This window comes from Cysteiniphilum halobium, assembly GCF_003574425.1.
Classification (GTDB): Bacteria; Pseudomonadota; Gammaproteobacteria; order Francisellales; family Francisellaceae; genus Caedibacter; species Caedibacter halobius.
This window is the reverse complement of sequence record NZ_QLIU01000009.1, coordinates 1-26,049: the sequence shown is the minus strand read 5'-3', so window position 1 is coordinate 26,049 and position 26,049 is coordinate 1. Positions and strand designations below refer to the sequence as shown.

Below are 26,049 nucleotides of genomic sequence, written 5' to 3'. Positions count from 1 at the left end.
ACAAAATGATTTGCGATGGGTATACATGTTTAAAAATAAAGCATTATTTTTGTTAAATACTTGCCGTCATAAGACGACAGACTATAGCGTCATTTTTAAAGCTTGTAAATATATAACTTAGTTTTATACAAACTGGCCAGCAGCCCAACCTGATGCCCATGCCCATTGAAAGTTATAACCACCAAGCCAGCCAGCAATATCAACAACCTCACCAATAAAATAAAGTCCCTTAACCTTGTGAGATTCCATTGTTTTTGAAGAAATTTCATCACAACTTACCCCACCTTTTGTGACTTCAGCTGTACGATACCCTTCGGTACTACATGGTTTAATCTGCCATGATTGTAAACACTGCATGATATGCTCTATCTCATTATTAGAAAGATCGGCGAGCTTTTTATGCAATAGTAAATTATCAATGAATATGGCTAGTAATCTCTTTGGTAAGTAATTTTCTAACAATGTTTTAAGTTGACACACTCCTTGCATTTTTTTATGTTGTTGAAGCACTTCACTTAATATATTTATTTCTGGCAATAAGTTAATGTGCAAATATTCTCCAAGTTGCCAATAAGATGAAATTTGCAACATCACAGGCCCACTTAAACCACGATGTGTAAACAATAAATTCTCACAAAAAATTTGCCCATTACAACTGACTTCAGCAAACACTGAAACACCTGCAAGCTCGGCATATTTTAATTTATCATGCGCAGCAAGAACAAATGGTACTAATGCCGCTGAGGTTGGTAAAACTTCAAGACCAAACTGACGCGCTATCTCATAGCCAAAACCCGAGGCACCCATCGTTGGAATTGAAAGACCACCTGTGGCAATAACGACAGACTGAGCATGATAATCACATGCTGTTGTTTTAATGTAAAATCCATGTGTAGCTAAGGCATCTTGATCATATTGAAGAATTTGTTTAACCACCGTATTAAGTTTAATTTCAACCTGATATTGTCGGCATTCATTAAGTAGAATATCAACGATTTCATGTGACTTTCCATCACAAAAAAGCTGCCCCAATGTTTTCTCATGGTAATTAAGCTGATAAGTGTCAACCAATGCAATAAAATCCCATTGCGTATAACGCTTTAATGCAGACTTACAAAAGTGTGGATTTTGCGATAGAAAACGCGCCGGCTCAACATAATAATTCGTAAAATTACAACGTCCACCACCTGACATTAATATTTTTTTGCCTACCTTATTGGCATGATCAAGAACGAGTACTTTACGCCCTCTTTTACCGGCCTCAATGGCGCACATAAGCCCTGAGGCACCAGCACCAATAACAATAACGTCTACTTTCATTGTAATGCTTTAAACACTTGTTTGATCTGAAAATGTTTATCAATAACAACTAAATCGGCATCCGCCCCTGTTCTAATATCCCCTTTATTGCGATGTATATTAAGACTCTTCGCGGCATTATAGCTCGTCATCTTAATAATTTCAGATAAACTGCAGTCACTAAATGTGCACATATTTTTTAATGCATTATTCATCGTCAGCACACTACCTGCTAATACACCATTTTCTAGACGTGCTTCATTATTTTTGACAATGACTTTTTGACCACCAAGATCAAATATACCTTCGCCATGAGCTTGTGCTGACATTGCATCAGTGACTAAAAGAATACCGTCAGCTCCTTTAATACGATAAACCATATCAACGATTTCAGGCGCTAAATGTATACCATCAACAATAAGCTCCGCCACAATATCTTCCGACATTAAAAGAGCAGTTGCAGCTCCTGGTTTACGATGATCTATACCACTCATGGCATTAAATAGATGTGTTGCTTGAGCGCAACCTTGAGCAATTGCTGCTAATGCTTGCTGGGCTGTGCAATTAGTATGTCCAATAGAGGCGATAACCTGTTCACGCACACACCAATCAATAATATGACTAGCACCTAATATCTCCGGCGCAATCGTAATTTTTTTAATAAGATTATTGGCTTTATCTTGCCAACTTTTAAGCTTAGCAACCGAAGACTCCTGCAAAAACTTTGGGTTTTGCGCGCCAATTTTATCCGGTGAAATAAAAGGACCCTCTAAGTGCACACCTAAGATATTGGCAAAGTGTCGCCCATAAGCATGTATCTTATTAAAGTCAGCAACATTGCTAAGCGCTTTACTAATTGCTGCTTCCGTCTGCGTCATTGTTGTTGCTAAAAACGAGGTAACACCTTGGCGATATAAGGATGATGTAATTACTTTTAAGGATTCAATCTCAGCATCCATCACATCACAACCACAGCTACCATGAATATGTGTATCAATAAACCCAGGCATTACACGATCACTAGCATGATATTCAAACTTTGGTAAATGTGAAAAGTCTGGGTTTGGATCCCCAATTGACATAATTTTACCGCATTCAACAGCAATCTCACCTGCTAAAACAGCGTCTTTGGTGATAATTTGCGCATCAGTTATTCGATAGCTTTGCATTATTACACCGTTTGTGTAACTTTGTTAAGATTCTCTGGCTGATCTGGATTTAAGCCACGCGCTATAGCAAGTTTTGCCGCCATCATATAAAAGCTTTGAATCAATAGAATTGGATCTAGTAATGGATGCAAACTTTTCGTTGTTTTAAGATTATGTGTGACATTTATATTCTGTGACCCAGGCATAGCAAACATCACATTAGCACCCATTTGATGCATTTTTTGTGCCAACTCAATTGTACTCTTAGCTGATGCATCATTTTGTGCAAACACCAAGGTCGGAAATGCCTTTTTAATTAAAGCAAATGGACCATGCAATACTTCAGCTGAGCTAAATGGTTCAGAATGTAAGCATGCTGTTTCTTTAAGTTTCAAGGCTGCCTCTTGGGCAATTGAATAGCCATAGCCCCGTCCAATAACATAGGCATCTTGTTCATCTTTTAACGCATCAATCAACACCTGCCAATCAAGACACGTCGCTAACGTCAAATACTCAGGTAATGCGTTAAGTGCTTCTTGCAATACTTTATCTTCTGTATAAATCGCAATAAATTGCGCTAGTGCAGTCAAAGCACAAATATAGCTTTTGGTTGCAGCAACGGCCTTCTCTTCTCCTGCCAAGAGAGGAACTACAAATCGTGCTGCATTTGCTAATGGTGAACCTTCGACATTAACCAAAGCAATAGTAGTTGCTTGATTTGCTACATTTAAGAATGACTGAACTAAATCAGGACTTTTACCTGATTGTGAAATACCTAAAAATAAGCTGTTTGTTACCGCTGTTTGACTTTGATAGATCGTATAAATTGACGGGGCAATAGATGCGGTAATCAATCCCGCTTTGCTTTCTAATAAGTACTTGGCATAGGTTGCTGCGTGATCCGAGCTGCCACGGGCAACCGTTGCTGCAAATGCTGGCTTATATGCCTTAAGATAAGTACAAATTTCTTGCCAAATACTCGCGTTGTATTGTAATTGCGCGGCAACTTTAGAAGGCGTTGATAACGCCTCTTGATACATAATAGTTTCAGACATAAACGGTTCCACACTTAATGCGTGAAACTATTGTAGCAATATAAATATACCCATCACAAACCATATTTATAGAATTTTCACAACAGCTATAGCATAAGCAATCCTTTATCTTAGTTATCCTTGGGTCTGTTGGTTTTTAAGATTAAAGTAGTATGATTTCTATCGTTTAAAATGGCTTTTTAAGCATCTTTTCAACTTCACCAATATGCGTCTCTTCTTCAACAATAAGATTACGTGCATATTCTTCTAAAATAATTGAGTTTGCTTCTTCTGCTAATGCCAGAAGCTCACGATATAGTTTCAATGCTCCATGCTCATGCTCTAAGCTTTCAGTTAAAATTTCATCAATATTATGCTTATGTGTTTCAGTCAAAGTTGCAATTTTAAGTGATGGGTGCTCACCAAAATGCGTAATCATCTCACCGGCTTGTGTTGCGTGCGTTAGACTCTCTTGCGCTTGCGCACGCATCCAGCTCACAATTGGAATTCTACCATGACCAATTATCATTAATGAATAATGTGTGTAACGAACTACCCCTGCCATTTCATGCTCAAGAATTTTATTTAAAGCATGGAAAACTTTATCTTTATTTGCGGCAAATAATTCCATTGTATTTCTCCTAATATATTGAATTTGTATTCTCATTCAAAGTCTGCCACAGTCACGCTGCTAAAAACAAGTTAAAACAACTTAAAAAATAATTGCCGTAGCAAGTTTACATTTATTGCTGTATGCCTTTATTATTTGTAACGTCATTATCGATTTAAGAGGATACCTAGATTGGACGTTCCGCTGGAACTTATTACAAGCTTTTTAACCATCACCGCACTAGAGACGATTTTAGCCATTGATAATTTGCTGTTTATTTATCTTGTAACCGCTAAACTTCCTGCTTATCAACAACGAAAAGCTCAAATAACAGCTATATCATTGGCTGCAGTAATGCGCATCATATCATTACTGTTCATTAGTTTAATTATGCAATGGACAATACCGCTTTTTTCAATTTTTGGTAATGGCATTAGCATTAAAGATATGATTTTAATCATTGGTGGGTTATTTTTACTCTGTAAAGCACTGCATGAAATTTATCTGCTGTATCGTCCTAAAAGTATTTCAACACAGGTTGCCAAAAATATATTGAGCGCAATTGCTCAGATTATTTTAATCGATGCCGTTTTTTCAATCGATAGCGTTATCACTGCAATTGGCTTAAGTGACAGTATTTATGTGATTGCAGCATCCATCCTTGCCTCATGTGCCATTATGCTATTGGCTTCACGATTTCTAATGAAATTAACACATTCATTACAACTTAAATTAATTGCATTAACCTCACTGATTTTTATAGGATTAATATTAATGGCTGCAGGCATTGATATTGTGATCGACAAGTCTTATTTATTGGTGGCACTTGGATTTTCTGTCATTATCTTTATTTTTCAAACATCACTTAAAAAGCGACTTTAAGTCAAACTCGTATAGATTTATCTTATATCTTTGCAAAATATGCTCTGATCTCTAATGGTTAATTAGAAATCAACGACTTGCATTAAGCATGTAAACACTATAGTATTAGCTACCGTAGGTGGCAGGAAAAACAAGCAGTAGCGCACTCCCCCTAGCGTGATTCACACGGATGTTTTCTGACTTGCTGCGCCTACGCTTTACACTTCTTTAAATGATTTACACATATAAACAACCAATGACATTAGTTTAAAAGCTACTTATAATACATTTACATCATAAGTTTATCCAAATAGGAACCAATAAAATGGCCTATAACTTAACCTACAAACAAATTCAAATTTTTTTACAAGTAGTTGAAACAGAAAACTTAACTGAAGCAGCTAACTTACTTCACTTAACACAACCTGCTGTCACTAAACAAATCAAAAGCTTAGAAATGGATGTTGGCAAGAAGCTTTTTTATTTTAATGGACGCAAGTCACTCTTAACCGTCGAAGGTGAGGACTTTCTCCCCTATGCTCGTGAAATTCAAACCTCATTTAAAAAACTGTTATATCATTTATCAGACGAAAATAAAGACTACAAGTTGAACCTAGTTGTCTCACCTATTTATGATGAATGGATTATTCAAATTTTAAAACAAGTTAAAAAATCACACCCCAAACTAAATTACAACATTAACTTTACAACACTTGATTACACTACACTTTATGAACGTTACGATGGCGATTTAATTATCGCCTCACGTGACATTATGGATAAAAAGTATTATAACGAAAAGGTCTGCAACTTAGAAAACTCTCTGGTTTGCTCAAGTAGTAATTTTGAGTTACTGAACAATCTTAGCCTTGATAATATCTTTAAACAAACCTTTATCACACTCAAACTGCAATCTCTAATTTATGAACAAACCATTAAATCTGTACCCAAAAACACAGATATTTCAATTTTCTCAAATGCACAAGTTGCTAAAAAAGCCATTGTTGCCAATTTAGGTATCGGCTGGTTGCCTGACTTTATTTTGCAAAAGGAAATTAAAGATGGCCGACTAATTCGGATTGTGGACGCGTTAAAAGCCAAAGGAGCCTCTGCCAATGATTTACAAAAAGTCACAATGAAAGGATTTACCGCCTATTTAGCCTATCATTTAGATAAGCCGATTAACAAAGTAATGCGTGAGTTTATTCAAGCACTGTTTGATCTTTCAAAGACTGCCAATCTAGACTCGTGCAAGGCAAATATTTAACATTCTTCTTAAAGGCTCAGCAGCCCCCCACAACAACTGATCTCCTACAGTAAAGAGCTGAATATGTCTATCTGAGAGATTGGTTTTTTTAAGGCGCCCAACAGCAATATCCAAGGTATTACTCACCGCCATAGGTGTTAAATGCTTGGCGGTAAGTTTTGGATCATTATCAACAAAACGTACCCATTCATTGGCTTTTTCAAGTTTCTGCTGTATGTCATTCAGAGCAATCGATTTTTTCAGCTCAATCGTTAGTGCTTGACTATGTGCTCTTAACACAGGCACACGCACACAAATGCCATCAATTGGTAAGGCAGGAGTTTTTTGTAAAATCTTATTCATTTCCGCTTGTGCTTTCCACTCTTCCTTGCTTTGCCCATTTGCCAATGGCGCATCAATAAATGGCAGAATATTATATGCCATTGGTGTCAGAAATTCAGTGCATGGGAAATCACTTGAACTCACTTTAGTATGAATATCACGCTCAAGCGTCAAACTATCTGTAATATCCACATTACCAGCTAAAGACATTTGGTTGACCAATTCAATCATTGCCTTGGCACCAGCTCCAGAGACAGCCTGATAACTCATCACCGAAATCCAGTTAATTAAATCTTCTTTAAGTAAACCTTGAATCGCCAACATCATAAGACTTACAGTACAATTACCACCAACGAAGTTTTTAACACCCTTATCAAGGGCTTTTTGAATAGAATCCCCATTGATTGGGTCTAATACAATAACACTGTCATCATGCATTCGCAGATGTGAGGCAGCATCGATCCAATATCCCTGCCAACCACTGTTTCTTAACTTTGGCAGGATATCAGCAGTATAATCACTGCCTTGACACGTTACAATAATCTCCATTTGCATCAAAACATCAATGGCATACGCATCTTTTAACACACTAGCCCCGACACCAAGAATATCAACCTGCTGCCCTTTTTGCGATGTACTAAAAAATACAGGTGTTAATGATTCAAAGTCATTGTTCTTATACATACGTGTCATAAGTACCGACCCGACCATGCCGCGCCAGCCAATAAAGCCAACTTTCCTCATTTGTTTTTGAGTCATATTTTCTTCACCTGATTTATCTATGTCTTTGCACTATAGTATTACTTTCTTATACCAATTAAACTGCCAAAATGCACTGTCTTGTTGTAGTGTATTATCAGATTGATTATACACCCAAGCTAAAAATGTTAAAGCAGGTGGAAAGGCATTTATTTTTGCTTTAGTGCTTTGTGATAACGTCAATTGATAATTAAATGCGTTCTCTGTCGTATGCTTATAGTTATCGACAATAAAAGCACAAGCATATTGCTGATCATAGTGGCAAGCATATGGTTTATAGCACGCTGACAATGGCTCATCATAGATGACCAGCAATACTTGCGAATGCGGATTAAGCTTTAAATAAGTCAATGCCTCAAAAACCGCCATAAAAAATGTATCTTTACCGCCAGCGATTGAGTTGATATTGGTTTTGATGCCCTGAGCTAATGACAAAAGACCGGACGCTGTATTATGCACCGATTGTGAAAAATCCATCGGTGATAACAGCTCTTTTTGTGCCACTTGGGTCAATAATGACTGTAGGCGATTAACCTCACCATGTTGCGATGCAAACACCGTATAATCAATAGCTCGTTCATCTTGAGATTGCGCAAGACAATTTAATGCAACTTCTAATGCCTGTTTTACACCTAAGCTTGATCGACGTTTTAAATTGAGAGGTACGTGTGTTATTTCAATATTACTAGAGTTTGGCAGATTCTTTTTATGTTTATACCATTTTTGCCATTCATCCACTGTATTAAGCGTAGGTGCCATACCACTAAAGTGGCGAAGATTAAAAGTAAAGCTTGTCATAAATCCTTAAAATATACCCATCGCAAAATGATTTACGACGGGTATATGCTATATACTTACTGTTTTTCGATAGTCTACACGATTTACAATTAAATCTTTAACACAATTCTCATCTGCTAAGGTTGAGGTGTCACCAATTTGCTGTTCCTCAAAATGTGCAATCTTTCTTAAAATACGACGCATAATTTTGCCTGATCTTGTTTTTGGTAGCACTTGGGCCCATTGAATCACCTTAATACTTGCAATAGATCCATAGGTTTGCCGCACCCATTGAATGATCTCTTTTTTAAGCGCATCATCAGGGTTAATGCCTTTTTCTAAGGTAATATATGCATAGATGACTTCTCCCTTGATGCTATCTGGGATACCAACAACAGCAGTTTCAGCAACAGCTGGATGTGAATCAATCACACTTTCAACTTCAGCCGTACCAATTCTATGTCCAGCAATGCTAATGACATCATCTAAGCGTCCAGAGATCCAATAATGATTATCTTGATCGCGATAAGCTCCATCGCCTGGAAAATAATACCCAGGATAAACATCAAAATAACTTTGCATATAGCGATCATGGTCCCCCCATAAGCTACGCATCATACCTGGCCATGGTGTTTTAATTACCAGTGCACCATAATCATGTGCCTCTAGTGCACCTATGACTTCTTTACCTGATGTTTTATCTAAAATGGCCAACTCAACACCCCAAAATGGTGTCATCGCTGAGCCTGGTTTCTGCTTATGACTAAAATCCGGACTAATCATAATGCCACCGGTTTCAGTTTGCCACCAAGTATCGATAATGGCACATTGACTTTTACCAACTTGCGCATAATACCAATGCCATGCTTCCTGATTAATTGGCTCACCCACACTACCTAAAATACGTAAAGAATCACGTTTAGTTCCACCCAATACAGCATCATCACCTTCTGCTTGTAGCGCACGAATTGCCGTGGGTGCGGTATAGAAAATACTGACTTTGTACTTATCAACCACATCAAAGAAACGTGACTTTTTAGGATAGCTTGGTACGCCTTCAAATAACACACTCGTGGTTGCATTTGCTAGTGGTCCATAGACAACATACGAATGTCCTGTAATCCAACCCACATCTGCCGTACACCAATAAATATCATTGCTCTGGACATCAAAAATATGCTTATGCGTTGTCGCAGCATAGACTAAGTAACCACCGGTGGTATGTACTACACCTTTGGGCTTCCCAGTTGATCCTGAGGTATACAAGATAAATAATGGATCTTCAGCGTTCATGGGTTCAACAGAGCAAATTGCCGGAACCTTATCAGAGACTTTTTTATAATCAACATCAATAGCATTATTCCAGTTGATTGGATTATTAGCATATTGAATGACTAACACTTTTTTAACACTTGGGCAGTGCTTTAATGCTTCATCAACATTTGCCTTAAGAGCAACGGCTTTGCCACCTCTGAAACCACCATCTGCCGTAATAATAAATTCTGATTGGGCATCATTGACTCTATCAGCAATAGCAACAGGTGAAAATCCACCAAAAATAACCGAGTGTATTGCACCAATACGTGCACATGCCAACATTGCAATAGGCGCTTCAACAATCATTGGCAAATAGATACAAACCACATCACCTTTTTGCACACCCATTGACTTTAACACATTAGCAAAACGATTGACCTGATCGTAAAGTGTTTGATAGCTTATGGAGCGAGTATGCTCAGGATTGTCACCCTCCCAATAGAAAGCAACTTTATCAGCATGCTTTTGCAGATGGCGATCAACACAGTTATAGCATGCGTTTAACTTGCCCTCTTCAAACCATTTAATATTTCCTTCTCTAAAGCTACCACTACTAATGGTTTGCCAAGGACTTATCCAATCTATAATTTTACTTTTTTCTGCCCAGAATGCTTTAGTTTGCTCAATACTTTGTGCGTATTCTGTCAACCAACCTTTTGACATAATTAGTGACTCCTTAACCTTCTGATTTAATCCCTTTAAAAGAGTATCAAAAAACCTATGGATTTCCTATCACTTATACACAGAATATCCCTTGTTATGCCATTGTGATTTGCCTTAATTACGCTTAATCTATCATTGGTGATCAACCAATTTTAAGGATAATAGATGATGAAACACTTATTACAATTACTAATCATAACCACTGCTATCACCCTGACTTGCTCTGTACAAGCCAACAATACCAGCAGTACACAACACGACTTAATAAACAACAACACCGAAACCTATGTTGTCAAAGCAGGCGATTCACTCTCCAAAATTGCGGCAAAACAATTAATTGGATTTAAGGCATATATGGCATGCATTCAAGCGAGAAACCATATCAATAACCCTAACCATATTACCCCTGGTCAAAAGCTTGTTTTGCCAAGCATTAAAGAGTGTCAAGGCAATGAGGCTACATATCAACTGTGCAGTGGGGATATATCACATCAAAGTTGCCAGCCATTTGCTAATAAAAATGCTTGTGAAAGTGCATTAAAATCCTGTCAGAATGCTAAAAACCAAGTCAAACCATGGCTCTGTGGTAGCTGTCAACAACACTACGTAGTCAACTGACTGTTGCCTATGTTATGTTCTTACAAAGGTATAATCATTATTAGTATATCTTATATTACCATAACAACGCTTGATGCTCATTTTATCGACTAATTGTATCTTTCAACTTATGCTTTCCCTGTCAAAAACAAATCAGTTAAACCATCTACGGAGGAAAGTATGAAAAATAAAAAAACCTTATCTAAAGTCATTATTGCTAGCATTATGAGTGCGGGATTAAGCGGTGTTGCCCATAGCGCACATTTTGCTTATCCTGAGAATATCGCAAGCTATCAAACAGGAGATACCGTTACGAATAATGGCAAAACCTATGAGTGTATTGGTGGTGCTTGGTGCACACAGTCACATAATGAGCCAGGTGTTGCTGGACTTGAGCACTGGTGGCAATCTGCCTGGCAAGAAACAGACACACCAAGCCCAGACCCTGAGCCAACACCTGATCCAGATCCAACACCTGATCCACAACCTGACCCAACACCTACACCAGAACAATGTATAGGTGATATACCAAACAACCCACAAGCATATAAAGGTAGTGATAGTGGGTATTGGAGTGGTTACAGTAAAGGTGATTTTGTCCTACATGAAGATCAAATATGGCAAGTAGCTAGTAACACTTGGTGGACAAATGATGTCCCTGGCACTTCAAGTGCTTGGCAAATATGTGATGGTCATATTGTTGCTGACCTTAAAGTCACCATAAGTGGAGATACCCATGGCATTGCTGATGATCATCAAATTGCCTTAATGATTGATGACAAGCTTCATATGATCCCACTTTCAGGCACAACCATTGGTTTAAGCAAAGGTGAGCATAGCTTTACCGTTAATGATATTATTGACTTTGAAGATGGGCATATCTATGTTGCACAATTAAGTACACCAAGTGTTGACGCCAAAGACAAAGAACACTATACACTTGATATTAGCTTTGATGTTCAAGAAATACCTTATAGCACATTTAATATCGATGTTAATTTTAATGGTGCAGCGCCAGCGGCATATCCTAAAGCATCGATAGTTGGCACTAATGGCAATCAATATCAATCCGATGCGCAGTACTTACAAGCAGGCAATAATGCATTTAAAGTGCCAAGCATTGGTAGTTATCAAATTAAAGCCGCGGGCTTCACCATCAGTGGTTTAAAATATAGTGCAACCCCTGTTACAATTATTGATGGAGCTATTCAAGGGGATGCTAAACTAGAGTATCAGGCAAAAGCAGATGAGCCGCTGATGGTTGGTTATTTAACGCCTTGGAATACGCAAGTCAAAATAAGTGACGCCGTTGAGCGTGGTTATAATACGATTGTACTTGCCTTTGCTGTCGTCAATGGTGCAAACCCAGTAACGATGACCGACCCTTGGAATATCTATGCTGACTGGCAAAATGAAGGCGCTTGGCAAGATAATATGCAAAAAGATATTGAACAAGCAAAACAAAGTGGCAAATTAAAGCATGTGATCTTATCCGTTGGTGGCGAACATAATACCTTTAAACCAAATGGTACAGATCCAAAACTTGTTGCACAAAATATTGTTGAATATGCCAAGTCAATTGGTGCTGATGGCATTGATTTTGACCTTGAAAATTTAGGTGGTATTGATGAAAAGAAAATGGAAGCCGATATCTATGCAACGATTCAGGCTATCAAACAAATTGATCCTGATTTTGTCATTACTGCTGCACCTCAGTTTAACTTGATCAATAACGGTGAGGTGCACCTAGTAAACACAGGCACACAACGCATCTATGAAAAATCAGTTGCCGCAGGAATGTTTGATTACATATTTATCCAAGAATACAACACAGGTCATTACTGTATTGATCAATTTGGTGTCGGTTCAATCTGTAATGGTGCCAGCGAAACCAACATCAATCAAATGCATCCGCAATTCGTTGTGAACAGTTTTGTGCGCTTAAAGCAAATTATTCCTCAAAGCACTAAAATTGTCCCAGGACAACCATCGGATAAAACTGCAGCTGGACTTGCCACTGTCTACAACGGATTTTATGAAAAACGTGCCTACAGTGAGCTATGCAAAGCATACCAAACACCAAGTGTCTTTAATGATCCGCAATTTGGTGGCGCGATGAGCTGGAGTATTAACCAAGATGCGGCTAACGGTTATAAATTTGTTAATGCCATCTTTGCTGATAACTGTGATAGTGTCCAAAATTAACTGATGAAAAAAGACTATTATTATGGATGATTTCTAACTGTATAAGTGGTAATGTTGGTATTGCCTATCGTATTAAACAGGAAGGAAATATAACATGGAAGGTAAACAACGATTTCAACAATACCTTAAAAAATATCTAAAAATAATCGCTCTTGGCATATGTGTCATTCCTATTCTAAGCCAGTCACAAGAGAATCACTCAACACTGAAGTTTTGTGCAGAGCCTTGGCCACCATATGATTACAAACATAACAATACGGTACTAGGCTCTGATGTTACTTTAAATAAACAAGTGCTAAAAAAACTCGATGTCATAGCACAAGCCTATGTCATGCCATGGAAGCAATGCTGGCAACTTGTAAAGAAAGGCAAAATGGATGGTGCTTTTATGGTTTCTAAAAAGAAAGTCCGCGAGGCTTATGTCTATTACCCTGACACACCCACAGCACATGTCAATTACACCTGGATTACTAATCAAAACTACCAAAGACAATACTTTGATCTATGCCCAAACCTAGGCGCACTGAATATTACCATTGGGCTTGTCAAAGACAACAGCTACTCAAGTCAGTTATTAAGCTGCTTAGCTAAATCATATAACACCAAGCATATCAAAACATATAACACCCTTGAGCAAGCATTAAGAATGTTAATCATGAACAAAATTCAACTCATTCCCGCAATTCCAGAAGTCGTAGAACATTTAGATAAAGACATTAAACTTGAAGGTATTGTCATTCATCCAACACCGATTTTTAGTAAAACGTATTACACCGTATTTTCTAAAAAATCTAAGTTTAGTAATCATAAGTACAATAGTATAGAAGCACTGACTAAAGACTTCGCTAAGACATTATCCTTAGTCAACAAAAAGCATACGAGCTAATACACCCAGCTTATCAAAATCATCACAAACTACTTTACAATCGAACACCGCAAAATAACTTATGATGGGTATAACTATTTAACCCGCGGATCTAATTCACCGGTTTGATATCTTTGGAACATTTTCTCTAAAGACATTGGTTTGATTTTATCTGCCATACTCGCAGCACCAAAAGCTTCATAACGCGCCTGACAAATATCACGCATTGCATCTTTAGCAACAGCATTATACTTGCGTGGGTCAAATTCAGCACGATGTGTCGCCATAAACTTGCGAATCGCACCAGTTGCCGCCATACGTAAATCAGTATCAATATTGACTTTTCTGACACCGTATTTGATCGCTTCAACGATTTCAGCAACAGGCACACCATAGGTTTCACCCATATCACCACCATATTCATTGATGATTTTGAGCCAATCTTGCGGTACCGAAGATGAGCCGTGCATTACCAGATGGGTATCAGGAATACGTGCGTGGATCTCTTTGACACGTGAAATGGCTAACACATCTCCTGTCGGTGGTTTAGTAAATTTATACGCACCATGACTGGTACCAATCGCAATTGCTAATGCGTCAACCTTTGTTGCTTTAACAAATTGTGCAGCTTCTTCTGGATCTGTAAGTAACTGATCATGTGACAAGGTACCAACTGCACCCACGCCATCCTCTTCACCGGCTTGTCCTGTTTCAAGTGACCCTAAGCAGCCAAGCTCACCTTCAACGGATACGCCACAAGCATGTGCCATTTCAGCTGTACGCTTTGTAACATCAACATTATAAGCATAATCTGCGGGCGTTTTACCATCTGATTTTAATGAGCCATCCATCATTACTGATGAAAAACCCAACTGAATAGAACGTTGACAAACATCTGGAGATGTTCCGTGATCCTGATGCATACAGACTGGAATATCTGGATATTCTTCAATCGCAGCTAACACTAAGTGGCGAATAAATGGTGCACCTGCATATTTTCTAGCCCCTGCTGATGCTTGTAAGATAACTGGCGCTTTGACTTTGCTTGCCGCTTCCATCACAGCGCGGATTTGTTCTAAGTTATTAACATTAAATGCAGGAATACCATAACTATGTTCTGCTGCATGATCCAATAATTGACGTAATGATACTAATGCCATTTTCTTATCCTTTGTTTTTATTTAAACCACATTACCGGCTTGAATAACCTTAATCTTATTGGTGCCACCATGAACACCCATGTGATCACCACTGGTTAATACCATCCACTCACCCGGCTTGACAATACCACGCTTTTCAAGCTCAAGAGACGCCTCACGGTTAACATAAAAGCGTGCCATGCGCGTTGAGTCAAACTCAATGGGTACCACTCCGCGATACAGTGTCATTTTACCTAAAGTCAAACGATTGCGTGATAATGCATAAATCGGCAAATGGGTATTAATACGTGACATCCATAACGCGGTAGAGCCTGATTCAGTTAATGAAATAATCGCTTTAGCATCCACATGATTTGCTAAATAAACCGCAGCACTTGCCACTGCTTCATCAACGCGATCATGGTGACGCGTAACATTATCTTTAGATACGATGTGTACTAAGTTACTATTCTCAGCTGCTTCACACACACGTGACATTGCTGCAACTGTCTCAACCGGATACTCTCCTGCTGCTGATTCAGCCGAGAGCATAACCACATCCGTACCATCTATCACGGCATTGGCAACATCGGATACTTCAGCACGTGTCGGTGTTGAGCTTGTAATCATCGACTCCATCATTTGCGTTGCAGTAATAACGACTTTATCGAGTTCACGCGTTAAACGGATAATCATCTTCTGAGCTGCTGGGACATTCTCATCCCCTATCTCAACGGCTAAATCACCACGGGCAACCATAATTGCATCAGATGCTTTAATAATCTCTTGTATATTAGTCACAGCTTCAGTGCGTTCAACCTTAGCCACAACACCCGCTTCTGAGCCAGATTCTAGCAATAACTTACGCGCATACTCCATGTCTTTAGCATCACGCGGAAAAGATACTGCAACATAGTCAACCTCAAGTGCTGCTGCCGTTTTAATATCTTCTTTGTCTTTTTCTGTTAGCGCAGGTGCAGTTAAACCACCCCCCTTTTTATTAATGCCTTTGTTATTAGAAAGCGTACCGCCAACGGTAACTTTACAATGCACTTTGGCACCCTCTACTTTGACAACCGTTAACACGATTTTGCCATCATCTAACAGTAAAACATCACCTTTTTTAACATCATTTGGTAATTCTTTATAGTCAATGCCAACTGACTTTCCATCTCCTGCTGCCTTATCCATTTCAGCGTCAAGGACAAATGCATCACCATTTTTCAGGATTACCTTACCATCTTTGAACTTAGCCACACGAATCTTTGGCCCTTGTAAGTCCGCCAAAATACCGATATAAACACCTTTTTCTTTGGCAACTTCACGAATCAGTTGCACACGTTTACGGTGATCATCAGCCGTACCATGTGAAAAATTACAACGCACGGCATTTAATCCGGCATCCACCATTTTACTTAGCACTTCTTTGGATTCGCTGGCTGGTCCTATCGTTGCTAAGATCTTTGTTCTTCTCATGCTTTCACCTCTTGTGCACGTTCACATAACACCTCAACACCTGGCAGTGTTTTGCCTTCAATAAATTCTAAAAAGGCGCCACCCGCGGTTGAAATATATGATACTTTGTCTTTGATATTAAACTTCTCAATTGCAGCAATAGTGTCTCCACCACCGGCAACTGAAAAAGCATCTGAATCAGCAATTGCCTTAGCAATCGCTTTGGTTCCCGCCGCAAACGCATGAAACTCAAACACACCAACCGGACCATTCCATAAAATGGTTTTGGCTTTGGCAATCGTTTTGGCAAGCTTCACTTCCGTCAAAGGACCAATATCTAAAATCATATCATCCGGTTCAATTGATTCGATTGTTTTAACCTCAGCTTTGGCATCTTCACTAAAGGTCTTTGCAACACGAACATCAACTGGTAACGAGATCTCAGCACCCTTTGCACGGGCTTTATCAATCAAAGCACGCGCTGTATCAACAAGATCTATTTCTACCAATGATTTACCAACATTAAAACCCGCGGCTACTAAAAAGGTATTGGCAATCCCACCACCGACAATTAGTTGATCAACTTGATCGATTAAGTTCTCAAGTACCGTTAATTTGGTTGATACCTTTGAGCCACCGACAATTGCTGCTAGTGGTTTTTGCGGACTTTTTAATACTGCTGTGAGTGCGTTTAATTCCTCAGTTAATAGAATACCCGCACAGGCAATCGGTGCGTATTTGGCGACACCATAGGTAGAGGCCTGTGCTCTGTGCGCTGTTGCAAATGCATCCATTACAAACACATCACAAAGCTTAGCAAGTTTTTGTGATAGTGCATCATCTGATTTTTTCTCACCTTTGTTAAAACGCACATTTTCAAAGATCACAACCTCACCGGCATTGACATTAATACCTGAAAGATAGTCTTTGACAAGGCTTACCGATCTATCTAGTTTTTGTGATAAGCATTCGGCTACAGGTTTAAGTGAATATGCTTCATTATATTCACCTTCCTCAGGTCGACCTAAGTGTGACATAAGCATAACACTCGCACCTTTATCTAGTGCATATTTAATGGTTGGCAGTGCTGCATCAATACGTACGAAACTTGTAACTTTGCCATCTTTGACAGGAACGTTGAAGTCAACGCGCATCAGCACTTTCTTGCCCTTTAAAGGCACATCCGTTATTGATAAAAAGTTCATTATTAATCCTTAAAAAACAAAAAAGGCGTCTTAACGCCTTAACTACTTGTTTACTTAGCTGCAAACCATGCTTTTGTGGTTCTTAACATCTGGTTTGAGAAGCCCCACTCATTGTCATACCAAGAAAGAATTTTAACAAGATTACCAATAACACGTGTTTGTGTTGCATCAAAGATTGATGGATGCGCGTTATGGTTAAAGTCCATAGAAACTAATGGCTCAACATTATAGCCTAACACACCTTTTAAATTACCCGCTTCAGAAGCTGCTTTTAATAAGCTATTAACTTCTGCTACAGAGGTATGTTTTTTTGCGGTAAAGGTCAAATCAACAACGGATACATTAATGGTTGGCACACGCATTGCAAAACCATCCAAACGCCCTTTAAGGTCAGGCAACACCAAACCTACAGCTGCAGCAGCTCCTGTCTTAGTTGGAATCATATTATGTGCTGCAGCACGCGCACGATGCAAATCACTGTGATAGCTATCAACGATTTTTTGATCATTGGTGTAAGCGTGAATGGTTGTCATTAACCCTTCTTGAATACCAATGCTATCGTTTAATACCTTGGCTATAGGCGCTAAGCAGTTTGTGGTGCATGATGCGTTAGAAATAACGGTCATATTAGAGGTTAATACATTGTGATTAACGCCATAAACAATCGTCGCATCCACATCATTGCCACCAGGAGCTGAGATAACAACTTTTTTTGCACCTGCTTGAATATGCGCGCCACATTTCTGTTTTGAAGTAAATAAACCAGTACATTCAAATACCACATCGATATCCAAATCTTTCCATGGCAAATCTGCTGGATTACGCTCAGCTAATATTTTAATGCGATCGTTATTGATTACCATTTCATTATTTTGCAAAGAAACATCCGCATGAAATCGTCCATGTGTTGTGTCATATTTTGTTAAATGAACATTGACTTCAGGACTACCCAAATCATTAATGGCAACGATTTTAAATTCGTTTGTTAAACCTGCTTCATAAATCGCGCGTAATACACAGCGACCGATACGACCATAACCATTAATTGCAATTTTAATTGCCATCTTTCATTTCTCCTTTTTTAAACTAGCCATACCATATATGACTTATAAACTTTCAACCGTTGTTTTGGCTAGAAGCGCTTTGGCTTTAGCAACAGCATTTTGTGCCGTCAAACCAAATGCCTCATATAACTTTTCAGCTGGAGCAGACTCTCCAAAGTGGTTTAAACCAATCACATCACCGCCTGCTTTTGGTAATAGACGATACCATAAATCACCTTGTGCAGCCTCCATAACTACTGCAGGAATATGCTCATTTATCACTGACTGTTGATATAAATCATCTTGTTGCATAAATTTTTCAACACATGGTATAGATACAACATTCACAGCAATGCCTTCTTTAGCTAACCTTTCCGCTGCATCACACATGATACTCACTTCAGAGCCTGTGGCAATGAGTGTAAGCTCCGGATGTTGTGTTTCTTTTAATAAATAACCACCCTTTTTAACCAATTGAGCTTGCGTGCTACTCACTACCAAGGTTGGTAGATTCTGACGAGAAAGCGCTAATAATGATGGTGTATTTTGCTCTTCAACCGCACACTGCCAAGCAATAGCGGTCTCTACAACATCCGCCGGACGCCAGACATTTAAGTTCGGCATTACACGCAAGCTAGGGACGTGTTCAATCGGCTGATGTGTTGGTCCATCTTCACCTAAACCAATCGAGTCATGTGTCATCACATAGACAACTGGTTGCTTCATAATCGCACTCATACGAATGGCGTTTCGCGCATAATCACTAAACACCAAGAAAGTACCACCATATGGTCTAAAACCACCATAAAGCGACATACCATTCATCATCGCTGCCATGCCAAACTCGCGTACCCCATAGGATAAGTAGTTGGCATGCTGTTCGTGATTATTAAGCCACTTGCTGCCTGACCAGTTGGTTAAGTTAGAGCCCGTCAAATCTGCTGAACCGCCAAACATATCCGGTAATACTTTGCAGATTTCCTCTAATGCCATCTGTGACGCTTTACGTGTTGCTACTGTTGGTTTGTCATTGAGTAGTTTATTTATATAGCCATCGACAAGACCTACGAAGCCTTGTGGTAGGCTTTTGGTTAAACGCGCATTTAATTCGTTAAACTCATTAGGATAAGATTTTTGATATTGGGTATATTGCACATTCCAGCTACTTTCTAACACTGAACCTTTTTCAACATATGACCAATCTGCATAGATATCATCTGGAATCTCAAAAGGTGCGTAATGCCAATCAAGTGCTTTACGCGTATTTGCAATCTCTTCATCCCCTAAAGGTGCACCATGCACGCTATGGCTACCTGCTTTATTTGGTGAGCCTTGTCCAATCTTAGTTTTGCAACAAATCAATGTAGGTTTTGAGCTTTCGGCTTGTGCCTTAGCAATGGCAGCATCAATCGCATCAAAATCATGCCCATCAACATGTGTAATAACTTGCCAACCATAAGCTTCATAGCGCTTAGCAACATCTTCAGTAAACCAACCCTTTACATCACCATCGATTGAAATGCTATTATCATCCCAAAAAGCGATTAATTTGCCTAGTTTCAAAGTGCCTGCTAAGGAGCTCACCTCATGTGAAACTCCTTCCATTAAACAACCATCGCCCATAAATACATAGGTAAAGTGATTAATAATCTCATGGGATGATTTATTGTATGCATTCGCTAATAATTTCTCAGCCAACGCCATACCTACGGCATTAGCAAGACCCTGTCCCAAAGGACCGGTCGTTGTCTCAATACCTGGAGCATAGCCATACTCAGGATGGCCTGGCGTTTTTGAGTGTAATTGTCTGAAATTCTTTAAGTCATCAATTGATAGGTCATATCCTGTCAAATGCAATAACGAATACAGCAACATCGAGCCATGGCCATTTGACAATACGAAGCGATCACGATTAAGCCAATGTGGGTTTTTAGGGTTATGTTTGAAATATTTACGCCATAGTACTGTCGCGATATCTGCCATGCCCATGGGCATACCTGGGTGTCCTGATTTTGCTTTCTGTACAGCATCCATTGAGAGAAAACGAATAGCATTTGCAAGTGTTACGTTTGAATTCATCTGCCTTCCAAAAGTTAATAATGTTTGCGGGCAAAAGTGTAACATAACTATTTGCTAGATGCAGTGGCCTTAAGCGATTAAATATGCTTCGCCATAGTTGTTAATGCAACATTATGTACACGCAGATAATCAATATCTTTTTTGATCAAATCACGCGAAATCATCGCTGTGGCAAGATCTTTTTGGGTGTTGTCTTTATTAACAACATATGGCATCACAGATGCTTTACGTGAGTGTCCGACGAGTATTTTAATACCAAGACTTTTTTTAATTTCAGCAATATTCTCAAGTAAACATTGTGCTTGATACGATGTTTTACCAAAACCGATACCAACATCAAAAATAAGCTTTTCTGTATGCATACCAGCATCTGTTAGCATTTTTATTTTCTTTTTAGCAAAAGCAATGACTTCAGAGATAGGATTACTGTCACTTGCTAGATACTTACTACCAGCAATACCTAACTGATGCATAAAAACATAATCAATCGCTTTGTCTTTAATCAACGCTACGATTTCTTTTGCTTCAAGACCGTAAACATCATTAATGATTTTGACACAGGTGTAATTTAGTGCTTTTGCCACAACTTCAGCATGATAGGTATCAATACTCACCTTAAGGTCAATAGGTAAAACACGCGCATTAACAAGCGACTCAACAATCTCCAAATAAGGTCTTAATCTCTGCCAATAAACTTTCGCCGTTAGCGGACTCACACCTGGTTTGGTACTCTCAGCCCCTAAATCAATCACTTCGGCGCCTTCTTCAACAAGTTTTCTAATATACTGCGCAAATGCGTCAAGCGAAATAACACACTCACCATCTTGCGAAAATGAATCACTGGATAAATTCACAACTGCCATAATTTGGCTACCTGATAAAGTAAAAGGAGCTATCTTAAGCGCTGGCATTGTTTTTGAATACTGATACAGATCATTTGGATACTCAGGATGATGCCAACAAGGATAAACGTCTAACAAGGGCTTTAGCGCAAAGTTGCGTTTCAGCAATTCCTTATGCGGAATCGTTAAATAATCACTTTGATAGATTAAATTTGCACAACACAAAATATCAATATCGATCTCACGTGGTGACCAAAAGGCATGATCAGGATCACGCCCTAGCTTTGTTTCAATACCTTTAATTTCATTTAACAGTGCCTCTGGATCTAAATCCGTCTGCACCAGTATCGCCAAATTATAATAGTCAATATCCCAAGTCGACGGCGCATTTGGTGGCAATAATGCTTTACTTTGGTAGATGGGTGAGACTTCTTGCACCTGACCAACATGTTTTGTAATCAAATCAACAGCTTGACGCAAATTAGACAGCTTATGCCCAACGTTACTTCCCAAACCTAAAACTACCTCGCGCATATATGCTCCACACAAAAGCTTGCCAATGCAACATTATCAAGTGGTGGCTTTTTATGTAGTTCAAGGTAAATATCTACCTCATGTGCTTTGAGCATATTTTTAAGCGCATTAAGGAGTGATTGCGCCAGATGCTCGATCAATTGATAGCGCTTTTGTCGCGCGGTTTTTAATAATAATTCATTGATTGTTGCGTAGCAAATCGTTTCATTAAGATCGTCACTCATACACGCTGTTGGTGCTTTGTGATAGCTAATGATTAAATCCAGTTTAACTTGCTGCAATTGCACTTGCTCAAAATCATAGACACCAAGGTAAACATCCAGGATGACTTCAGTTAATTTCAATTTATACATATGTACCGCCCATAAATATCAAAAACCTCTTCGACATAAAACACCATAAAATGATTTACAAGTGGTATATGCCAATTCAGTAATTACATTCACTTCCAAAACTTGGTATTATCGACGACATCGTTAAATATCGATAGTTTTAAATAGCATTCACTGTGAAAAAATTTATTTTATTTGCTTGTGCTTTAATCAGCACCATTATGGTTGCGCACGCCTCCGTGCGCAGTGAGATTCAATCACTTGTTAAGATGTACCGCTTATCTGATGCCTCTATTGGCATCGCAGTTGAGCGTGTTAACTCAGGGCAGCTCCTTTATCAATATGCCAAAGATAGACCCTTTACTCCAGCTAGTAACAACAAAGTTTTCACAGCAATTGCTGCGTTAACAGCACTGCCAAAAAACTTCCAGTTTACAACATCAGTTTTTTATAAAAAAGCACAATATAAAAACGGCACCTTAAATGGTAATTTGTACATTGAATTCACAGGTGATCCAAGCCTCACCGGAGCTGCACTATACAATCTTATCTCACAGACTAAGCAGCATGGGATCAAACGTATTAATGGTGATGTTGTGTTAATTGCCAATCACTTCTCTGGCAATTACGTTCCTAACGGCTGGTCTAAAAATGACATACCTTACTGTTTTGCTGCCCCTGCTTCCAGCTTAAATATGAATAAAAACTGCTTTGTGATAAAGCTTATCAATACCAGTGGCACAAATACCAAGGTCAAAGAAATTGCTAATACAACCAATATTACAATTAACAATACAACGCGATTAGCCACAGCAAAGGATCGTGGCAAGTGTAAATTTGACATTGATATGACCCGAAATAATGTACTTAACCTTTCAGGTTGTATTCCACCAAAAGCCGAAACTTACCTTAATCTTGCAATTGCTAATCCAGCCTTAAAAACCAAGCAAACAATTGATGATTTCATGTCACAAGTTGGCATCAAGCATCGTGGTAATACTTTATTTGGCAATTTACCTAGCAAATCAAGCTTAATTGAAGTTGCGAGCATCTCATCCGACTCTATCGATGCTTTGCTTACGCATATGCTATTGAAATCTGATAACCTATATGCCGAGAGCTTTATGCGTACTATCGGTTATACGCAAGCAGGTCAAGGCACTAATGATACTGGTACCAAAGCTGTTGAATCACTCATTCGTAAAACCTATAAAGTTGATACCGGTGAATTGCACATGGAGGATGGCTCTGGTCTTTCTAAGCTTGACTCTGTAACACCTCAGTTTATGGTATCCTTATTAACTAGCGTCTATAACAGCAGCATTGGCAAACGCTTATACAGTGCATTACCTAGCTCTGGTGAAGATGGCACATTGGCTTATCGCATGGGTGGCAAACTACAAGGCCGCGTACATGCCAAAACAGGTACATTAGCTGGTGTCTCAACGCTTTCTGGCTACCTTTTAACAAAGCGTAATCACCTATTAAGTTTTTCAATTATGTTGAATAATCTCACACACTATCAGCGCATCAAAGCACGAATGCTAGAAGATGGCATTATCAAAGTGTTTTATGAAAACCTTTAGCAGAATATCAGTGACACAACCACTCAATCGCACACTTTGTATCGCACCAATGATCGATTGGACGGATCGACATTACCGTTATTTAATGCGTTTAATTACCAAAAAAACTATGCTCTATACCGAGATGATTACAGCTAACGCAATCATTCACGGTCCTCGAGCACGTTTATTACAGTACTCACCAGAGGAAAACCCTCTCACATTACAATTAGGTGGCAATAACCCAATCGATCTCACCTTTTGCGCTAAACTTGCTGAAGATTTGGGATATAGTGAAATTAATTTGAATGTTGGCTGCCCTAGTGATCGTGTCTGTCGTGGTGATTTTGGTCTGTCATTGATGTATAAGCCTGCGCTGGTTGCTGAGTGTGTCAACGCTTTAAAACAGGCTGTCAAAATCCCTATTTCAGTAAAATGTCGGATTGGTGTTGATGACAAAGATAGCTTTGAAGAACTTGTATACTTTATCAAAGGCATTGTCGATGCCAAAGCAGATTTTATTTGTATTCATGCGCGAAAAGGCTGGTTAAATGGCTTAAGCCCTAAAGAAAATCGCACGATCCCGCCTTTGCAATATGACACAGTTTATCAAATTAAAAAGTTGTTCCCCACACAGTTAATCGGCATTAACGGCGGTGTGACGACCTTAGCTGACATTAATCAACATCTACAATATGTTGATAGTGTCATGATTGGACGCGAAGCTTACCACAATCCCATGCTGTTTAAGGATATGGATCAGTATTTTTATAATGCACCAAATCGTGATCTCACACCCTTTGAAGTTGCTGAAAGCTTAATTCCCTACATTGAAGAAGAACTTAGAGCGCCTGATCGCAAACTAAACCACATTACCCGGCACACGCTTAACTTATTTAATGGCTACCCTAACGCACGCCTTTATCGCCGATTTTTAAGTGAACATGCTACTTGCCCCGAGGCAGACGTTCATACATTCAAAGAGGCATTACGCTATGTCCAAGATTAAAACTCACAATGAAATCATACTTTGTAGCATAACACTTAAACAGTCATTTATTGGCAATAAGCAATTATTTAATGGTCTATTCAGAATAATGAGATTACCTAGAAAAACCACCATTATCCCATCCTATCCAATGTTATAACATCTGCTAAAGTATACTGGTTTAGCTCATTAAAGAATGCTTGAAGCGCATTATTTAGAAGACCTTTTAACTTACAATCAGGCAATAAAACACAATTTTTAAGTGATTGGTTAAAGCACTCTGCAATATAGAAATTTGGCTCTAATTTAGCTACTAATTCACCAATATTGATTTCTTTAGGTGTTTGAGCCAAGGTGATTCCACCACCTTTACCCTTTGATGAATTTATAATACCTAACTTTGCCAGATTATGCACGATCTTAACCATATGATTCTGTGAAATATGGTAAAACTTGGCAACCTCTTTTGCTGTACATAGGCGCTGTTGATGCATACCTAAATAAACCAAAGTACGCAATGAGTAATCTGTAAAGCTCGTCAGTTGCATATGATTGATCTTTCTCAACTTTTATTAAACTTTTGCTAATATGCTTTTGACATGCATATTTGTAAATATGTATATTTATCACATATTTAATTTCATACGTCAAACAAGGCCAAAATATGCTATCACAAAAAACTATTGATATCGTCAAATCAACGGCGCCAATCCTGGCTGAAAAAGGGCTTGAGATTACACAAACCATGTATAAAAATGTCTTTGCCAATGAACCCGAGATCAAAAAGCTTTTTAATCAATCACATCAACACTCAGGCGCACAACCTAAGGCATTAGCCAATGCCGTTTATGCATATGCGCAAAATATTGATAATCTTGCTGTCTTATCACAGGCGATTGAAGTAATGGTTACTAAGCACGTTGCCAACCATGTTAAACCAGAGCACTATCCAGTTATTGCTAAATACCTTATCGAAGCAATCATAAAAGTTTTAAACCCAGAGGATGAAGTGCTTAATGCATGGTCTGAAGCCTATGGCTATTTAGCTAATTTGTTGATTCAAAAAGAAAGTGAGCTATATACTAAACAAGTAAATCAAATAGGCGCATGGCAAGGATTTAAACCTTTTATAGTAGTTCCAAAA

The 26,049-nt window shown here is 38.7% G+C and carries 23 protein-coding genes; 8 read left to right on the top strand and 15 right to left on the bottom strand.

From position 1 onward, the window contains the following. Positions 1-123: 123 nt before the first annotated feature. From DNK85_RS02360 to DNK85_RS02345, 4 genes are all read right to left on the bottom strand, one after another. Entirely contained in the window at positions 124-1,320 is a 1,197-nt protein-coding gene (locus DNK85_RS02360; protein ID WP_119327977.1) for a BaiN/RdsA family NAD(P)/FAD-dependent oxidoreductase, read from the bottom strand. Then, complete coding sequence (gene nagA / locus DNK85_RS02355) at positions 1,317-2,468, bottom strand: N-acetylglucosamine-6-phosphate deacetylase (protein ID WP_119327976.1); 1,152 nt, start codon at positions 2,466-2,468, stop codon at positions 1,317-1,319. The genes DNK85_RS02360 and nagA overlap by 4 nt, the downstream gene beginning before the upstream one ends. 2 nt (positions 2,469-2,470) lie before the next feature. Beyond that, positions 2,471-3,502 (bottom strand): SIS domain-containing protein, encoded by a 1,032-nt coding sequence (locus DNK85_RS02350; protein ID WP_235842353.1) that lies wholly within the window; start codon positions 3,500-3,502, stop codon positions 2,471-2,473. A 166-nt stretch (positions 3,503-3,668) separates the two neighbouring features. Next, complete coding sequence (locus tag DNK85_RS02345) at positions 3,669-4,112, bottom strand: ferritin-like domain-containing protein (protein ID WP_162896480.1); 444 nt, start codon at positions 4,110-4,112, stop codon at positions 3,669-3,671. 171 nt (positions 4,113-4,283) lie between these two features. Between DNK85_RS02345 and DNK85_RS02340 the strand changes: the two genes are divergently transcribed. Both DNK85_RS02340 and DNK85_RS02335 read left to right on the top strand, forming a co-directional pair. Then, complete coding sequence (locus DNK85_RS02340) at positions 4,284-4,973, top strand: TerC family protein (RefSeq protein WP_162896479.1); 690 nt, start codon at positions 4,284-4,286, stop codon at positions 4,971-4,973. A 304-nt stretch (positions 4,974-5,277) separates the two neighbouring features. Next, complete coding sequence (locus DNK85_RS02335) at positions 5,278-6,219, top strand: LysR family transcriptional regulator (protein WP_119327973.1); 942 nt, start codon at positions 5,278-5,280, stop codon at positions 6,217-6,219. On the opposite strand, the gene asd is transcribed toward DNK85_RS02335, so the two are convergent. The 3 genes from asd to acs are packed head-to-tail and all read right to left on the bottom strand — an operon-like array spanning position 6,193 to position 10,056. Then, the gene (gene asd / locus DNK85_RS02330; protein WP_119328016.1) at positions 6,193-7,284 is read right to left on the bottom strand and encodes an aspartate-semialdehyde dehydrogenase; all 1,092 of its coding nucleotides are present in this window, start codon (positions 7,282-7,284) and stop codon (positions 6,193-6,195) included. The genes DNK85_RS02335 and asd overlap by 27 nt on opposite strands. Positions 7,285-7,332: 48 nt before the next feature. Beyond that, positions 7,333-8,097, bottom strand: coding sequence for a beta-ketoacyl synthase chain length factor (locus DNK85_RS02325; RefSeq protein WP_119327972.1), 765 nt, complete (start codon positions 8,095-8,097; stop codon positions 7,333-7,335). Positions 8,098-8,145: 48 nt separating this feature from the next. Beyond that, complete coding sequence (gene acs, locus DNK85_RS02320) at positions 8,146-10,056, bottom strand: acetate--CoA ligase (protein ID WP_119327971.1); 1,911 nt, start codon at positions 10,054-10,056, stop codon at positions 8,146-8,148. 165 nt (positions 10,057-10,221) lie between these two features. Here acs and DNK85_RS02315 point away from each other — a divergent pair, with 165 nt between their 5' ends. The 3 genes from DNK85_RS02315 (at position 10,222) to DNK85_RS02300 (ending at position 13,744) form a co-directional block, all read left to right on the top strand. Continuing rightward, on the top strand, positions 10,222-10,674 hold the full coding sequence (locus tag DNK85_RS02315; protein ID WP_119327970.1) for a LysM peptidoglycan-binding domain-containing protein: 453 nt from the start codon (positions 10,222-10,224) through the stop codon (positions 10,672-10,674). Positions 10,675-10,833: 159 nt separating this feature from the next. Continuing rightward, on the top strand, positions 10,834-12,858 hold the full coding sequence (locus DNK85_RS02305; protein ID WP_162896478.1) for a glycosyl hydrolase family 18 protein: 2,025 nt from the start codon (positions 10,834-10,836) through the stop codon (positions 12,856-12,858). Positions 12,859-12,952: 94 nt separating this feature from the next. Beyond that, positions 12,953-13,744 (top strand): substrate-binding periplasmic protein, encoded by a 792-nt coding sequence (locus DNK85_RS02300; RefSeq protein ID WP_119327967.1) that lies wholly within the window; start codon positions 12,953-12,955, stop codon positions 13,742-13,744. A 74-nt stretch (positions 13,745-13,818) separates the two neighbouring features. Here the strand turns inward: DNK85_RS02300 and fba are convergent, their stop codons facing one another. The 7 genes from fba to DNK85_RS02265 form a co-directional block, all read right to left on the bottom strand. Beyond that, positions 13,819-14,883, bottom strand: a complete 1,065-nt coding sequence (gene fba, locus DNK85_RS02295; protein WP_119327966.1) for a class II fructose-bisphosphate aldolase — start codon at positions 14,881-14,883, stop codon at positions 13,819-13,821. A 21-nt stretch (positions 14,884-14,904) separates the two neighbouring features. Next, complete coding sequence (pyk, locus tag DNK85_RS02290; RefSeq protein ID WP_119327965.1) at positions 14,905-16,338, bottom strand: pyruvate kinase; 1,434 nt, start codon at positions 16,336-16,338, stop codon at positions 14,905-14,907. Beyond that, complete coding sequence (locus tag DNK85_RS02285) at positions 16,335-17,522, bottom strand: phosphoglycerate kinase (RefSeq protein WP_119327964.1); 1,188 nt, start codon at positions 17,520-17,522, stop codon at positions 16,335-16,337. The genes pyk and DNK85_RS02285 overlap by 4 nt, the downstream gene beginning before the upstream one ends. A gap of 50 nt (positions 17,523-17,572) precedes the next feature. After that, positions 17,573-18,586, bottom strand: coding sequence for a type I glyceraldehyde-3-phosphate dehydrogenase (gene gap / locus DNK85_RS02280; protein ID WP_119327963.1), 1,014 nt, complete (start codon positions 18,584-18,586; stop codon positions 17,573-17,575). 42 nt (positions 18,587-18,628) lie between these two features. Then, on the bottom strand, positions 18,629-20,644 hold the full coding sequence (tkt, locus tag DNK85_RS02275) for a transketolase (protein WP_119328015.1): 2,016 nt from the start codon (positions 20,642-20,644) through the stop codon (positions 18,629-18,631). Positions 20,645-20,721: 77 nt separating this feature from the next. Then, positions 20,722-22,020, bottom strand: coding sequence for a dihydropteroate synthase (gene folP / locus DNK85_RS02270; protein WP_119327962.1), 1,299 nt, complete (start codon positions 22,018-22,020; stop codon positions 20,722-20,724). Next, complete coding sequence (locus tag DNK85_RS02265) at positions 22,008-22,373, bottom strand: dihydroneopterin aldolase (protein WP_119327961.1); 366 nt, start codon at positions 22,371-22,373, stop codon at positions 22,008-22,010. Before DNK85_RS02265 ends, folP begins: the two co-directional genes overlap by 13 nt. Before the next feature lie 200 nt (positions 22,374-22,573). Between DNK85_RS02265 and dacB the strand changes: the two genes are divergently transcribed. Further along, a complete protein-coding gene (gene dacB / locus DNK85_RS02260) occupies positions 22,574-23,938 on the top strand; it encodes a D-alanyl-D-alanine carboxypeptidase/D-alanyl-D-alanine endopeptidase (RefSeq protein ID WP_119328014.1) in 1,365 nt (454 codons plus the stop codon). Next, complete coding sequence (gene dusA, locus DNK85_RS02255) at positions 23,925-24,926, top strand: tRNA dihydrouridine(20/20a) synthase DusA (protein WP_119328013.1); 1,002 nt, start codon at positions 23,925-23,927, stop codon at positions 24,924-24,926. Before dacB ends, dusA begins: the two co-directional genes overlap by 14 nt. A 113-nt stretch (positions 24,927-25,039) precedes the next feature. Here dusA and DNK85_RS02250 read toward each other — a convergent pair whose 3' ends face one another. Continuing rightward, positions 25,040-25,453: an RrF2 family transcriptional regulator gene (locus DNK85_RS02250; protein WP_119327960.1), complete on the bottom strand. Its 414-nt coding sequence runs from the start codon at positions 25,451-25,453 to the stop codon at positions 25,040-25,042. A 116-nt stretch (positions 25,454-25,569) separates the two neighbouring features. Between DNK85_RS02250 and DNK85_RS02245 the strand changes: the two genes are divergently transcribed. Further along, positions 25,570-26,049, top strand: a 480-nt coding sequence (locus DNK85_RS02245; RefSeq protein ID WP_235842351.1) for a globin domain-containing protein, incomplete at its 3' end; no start/stop codon positions are given.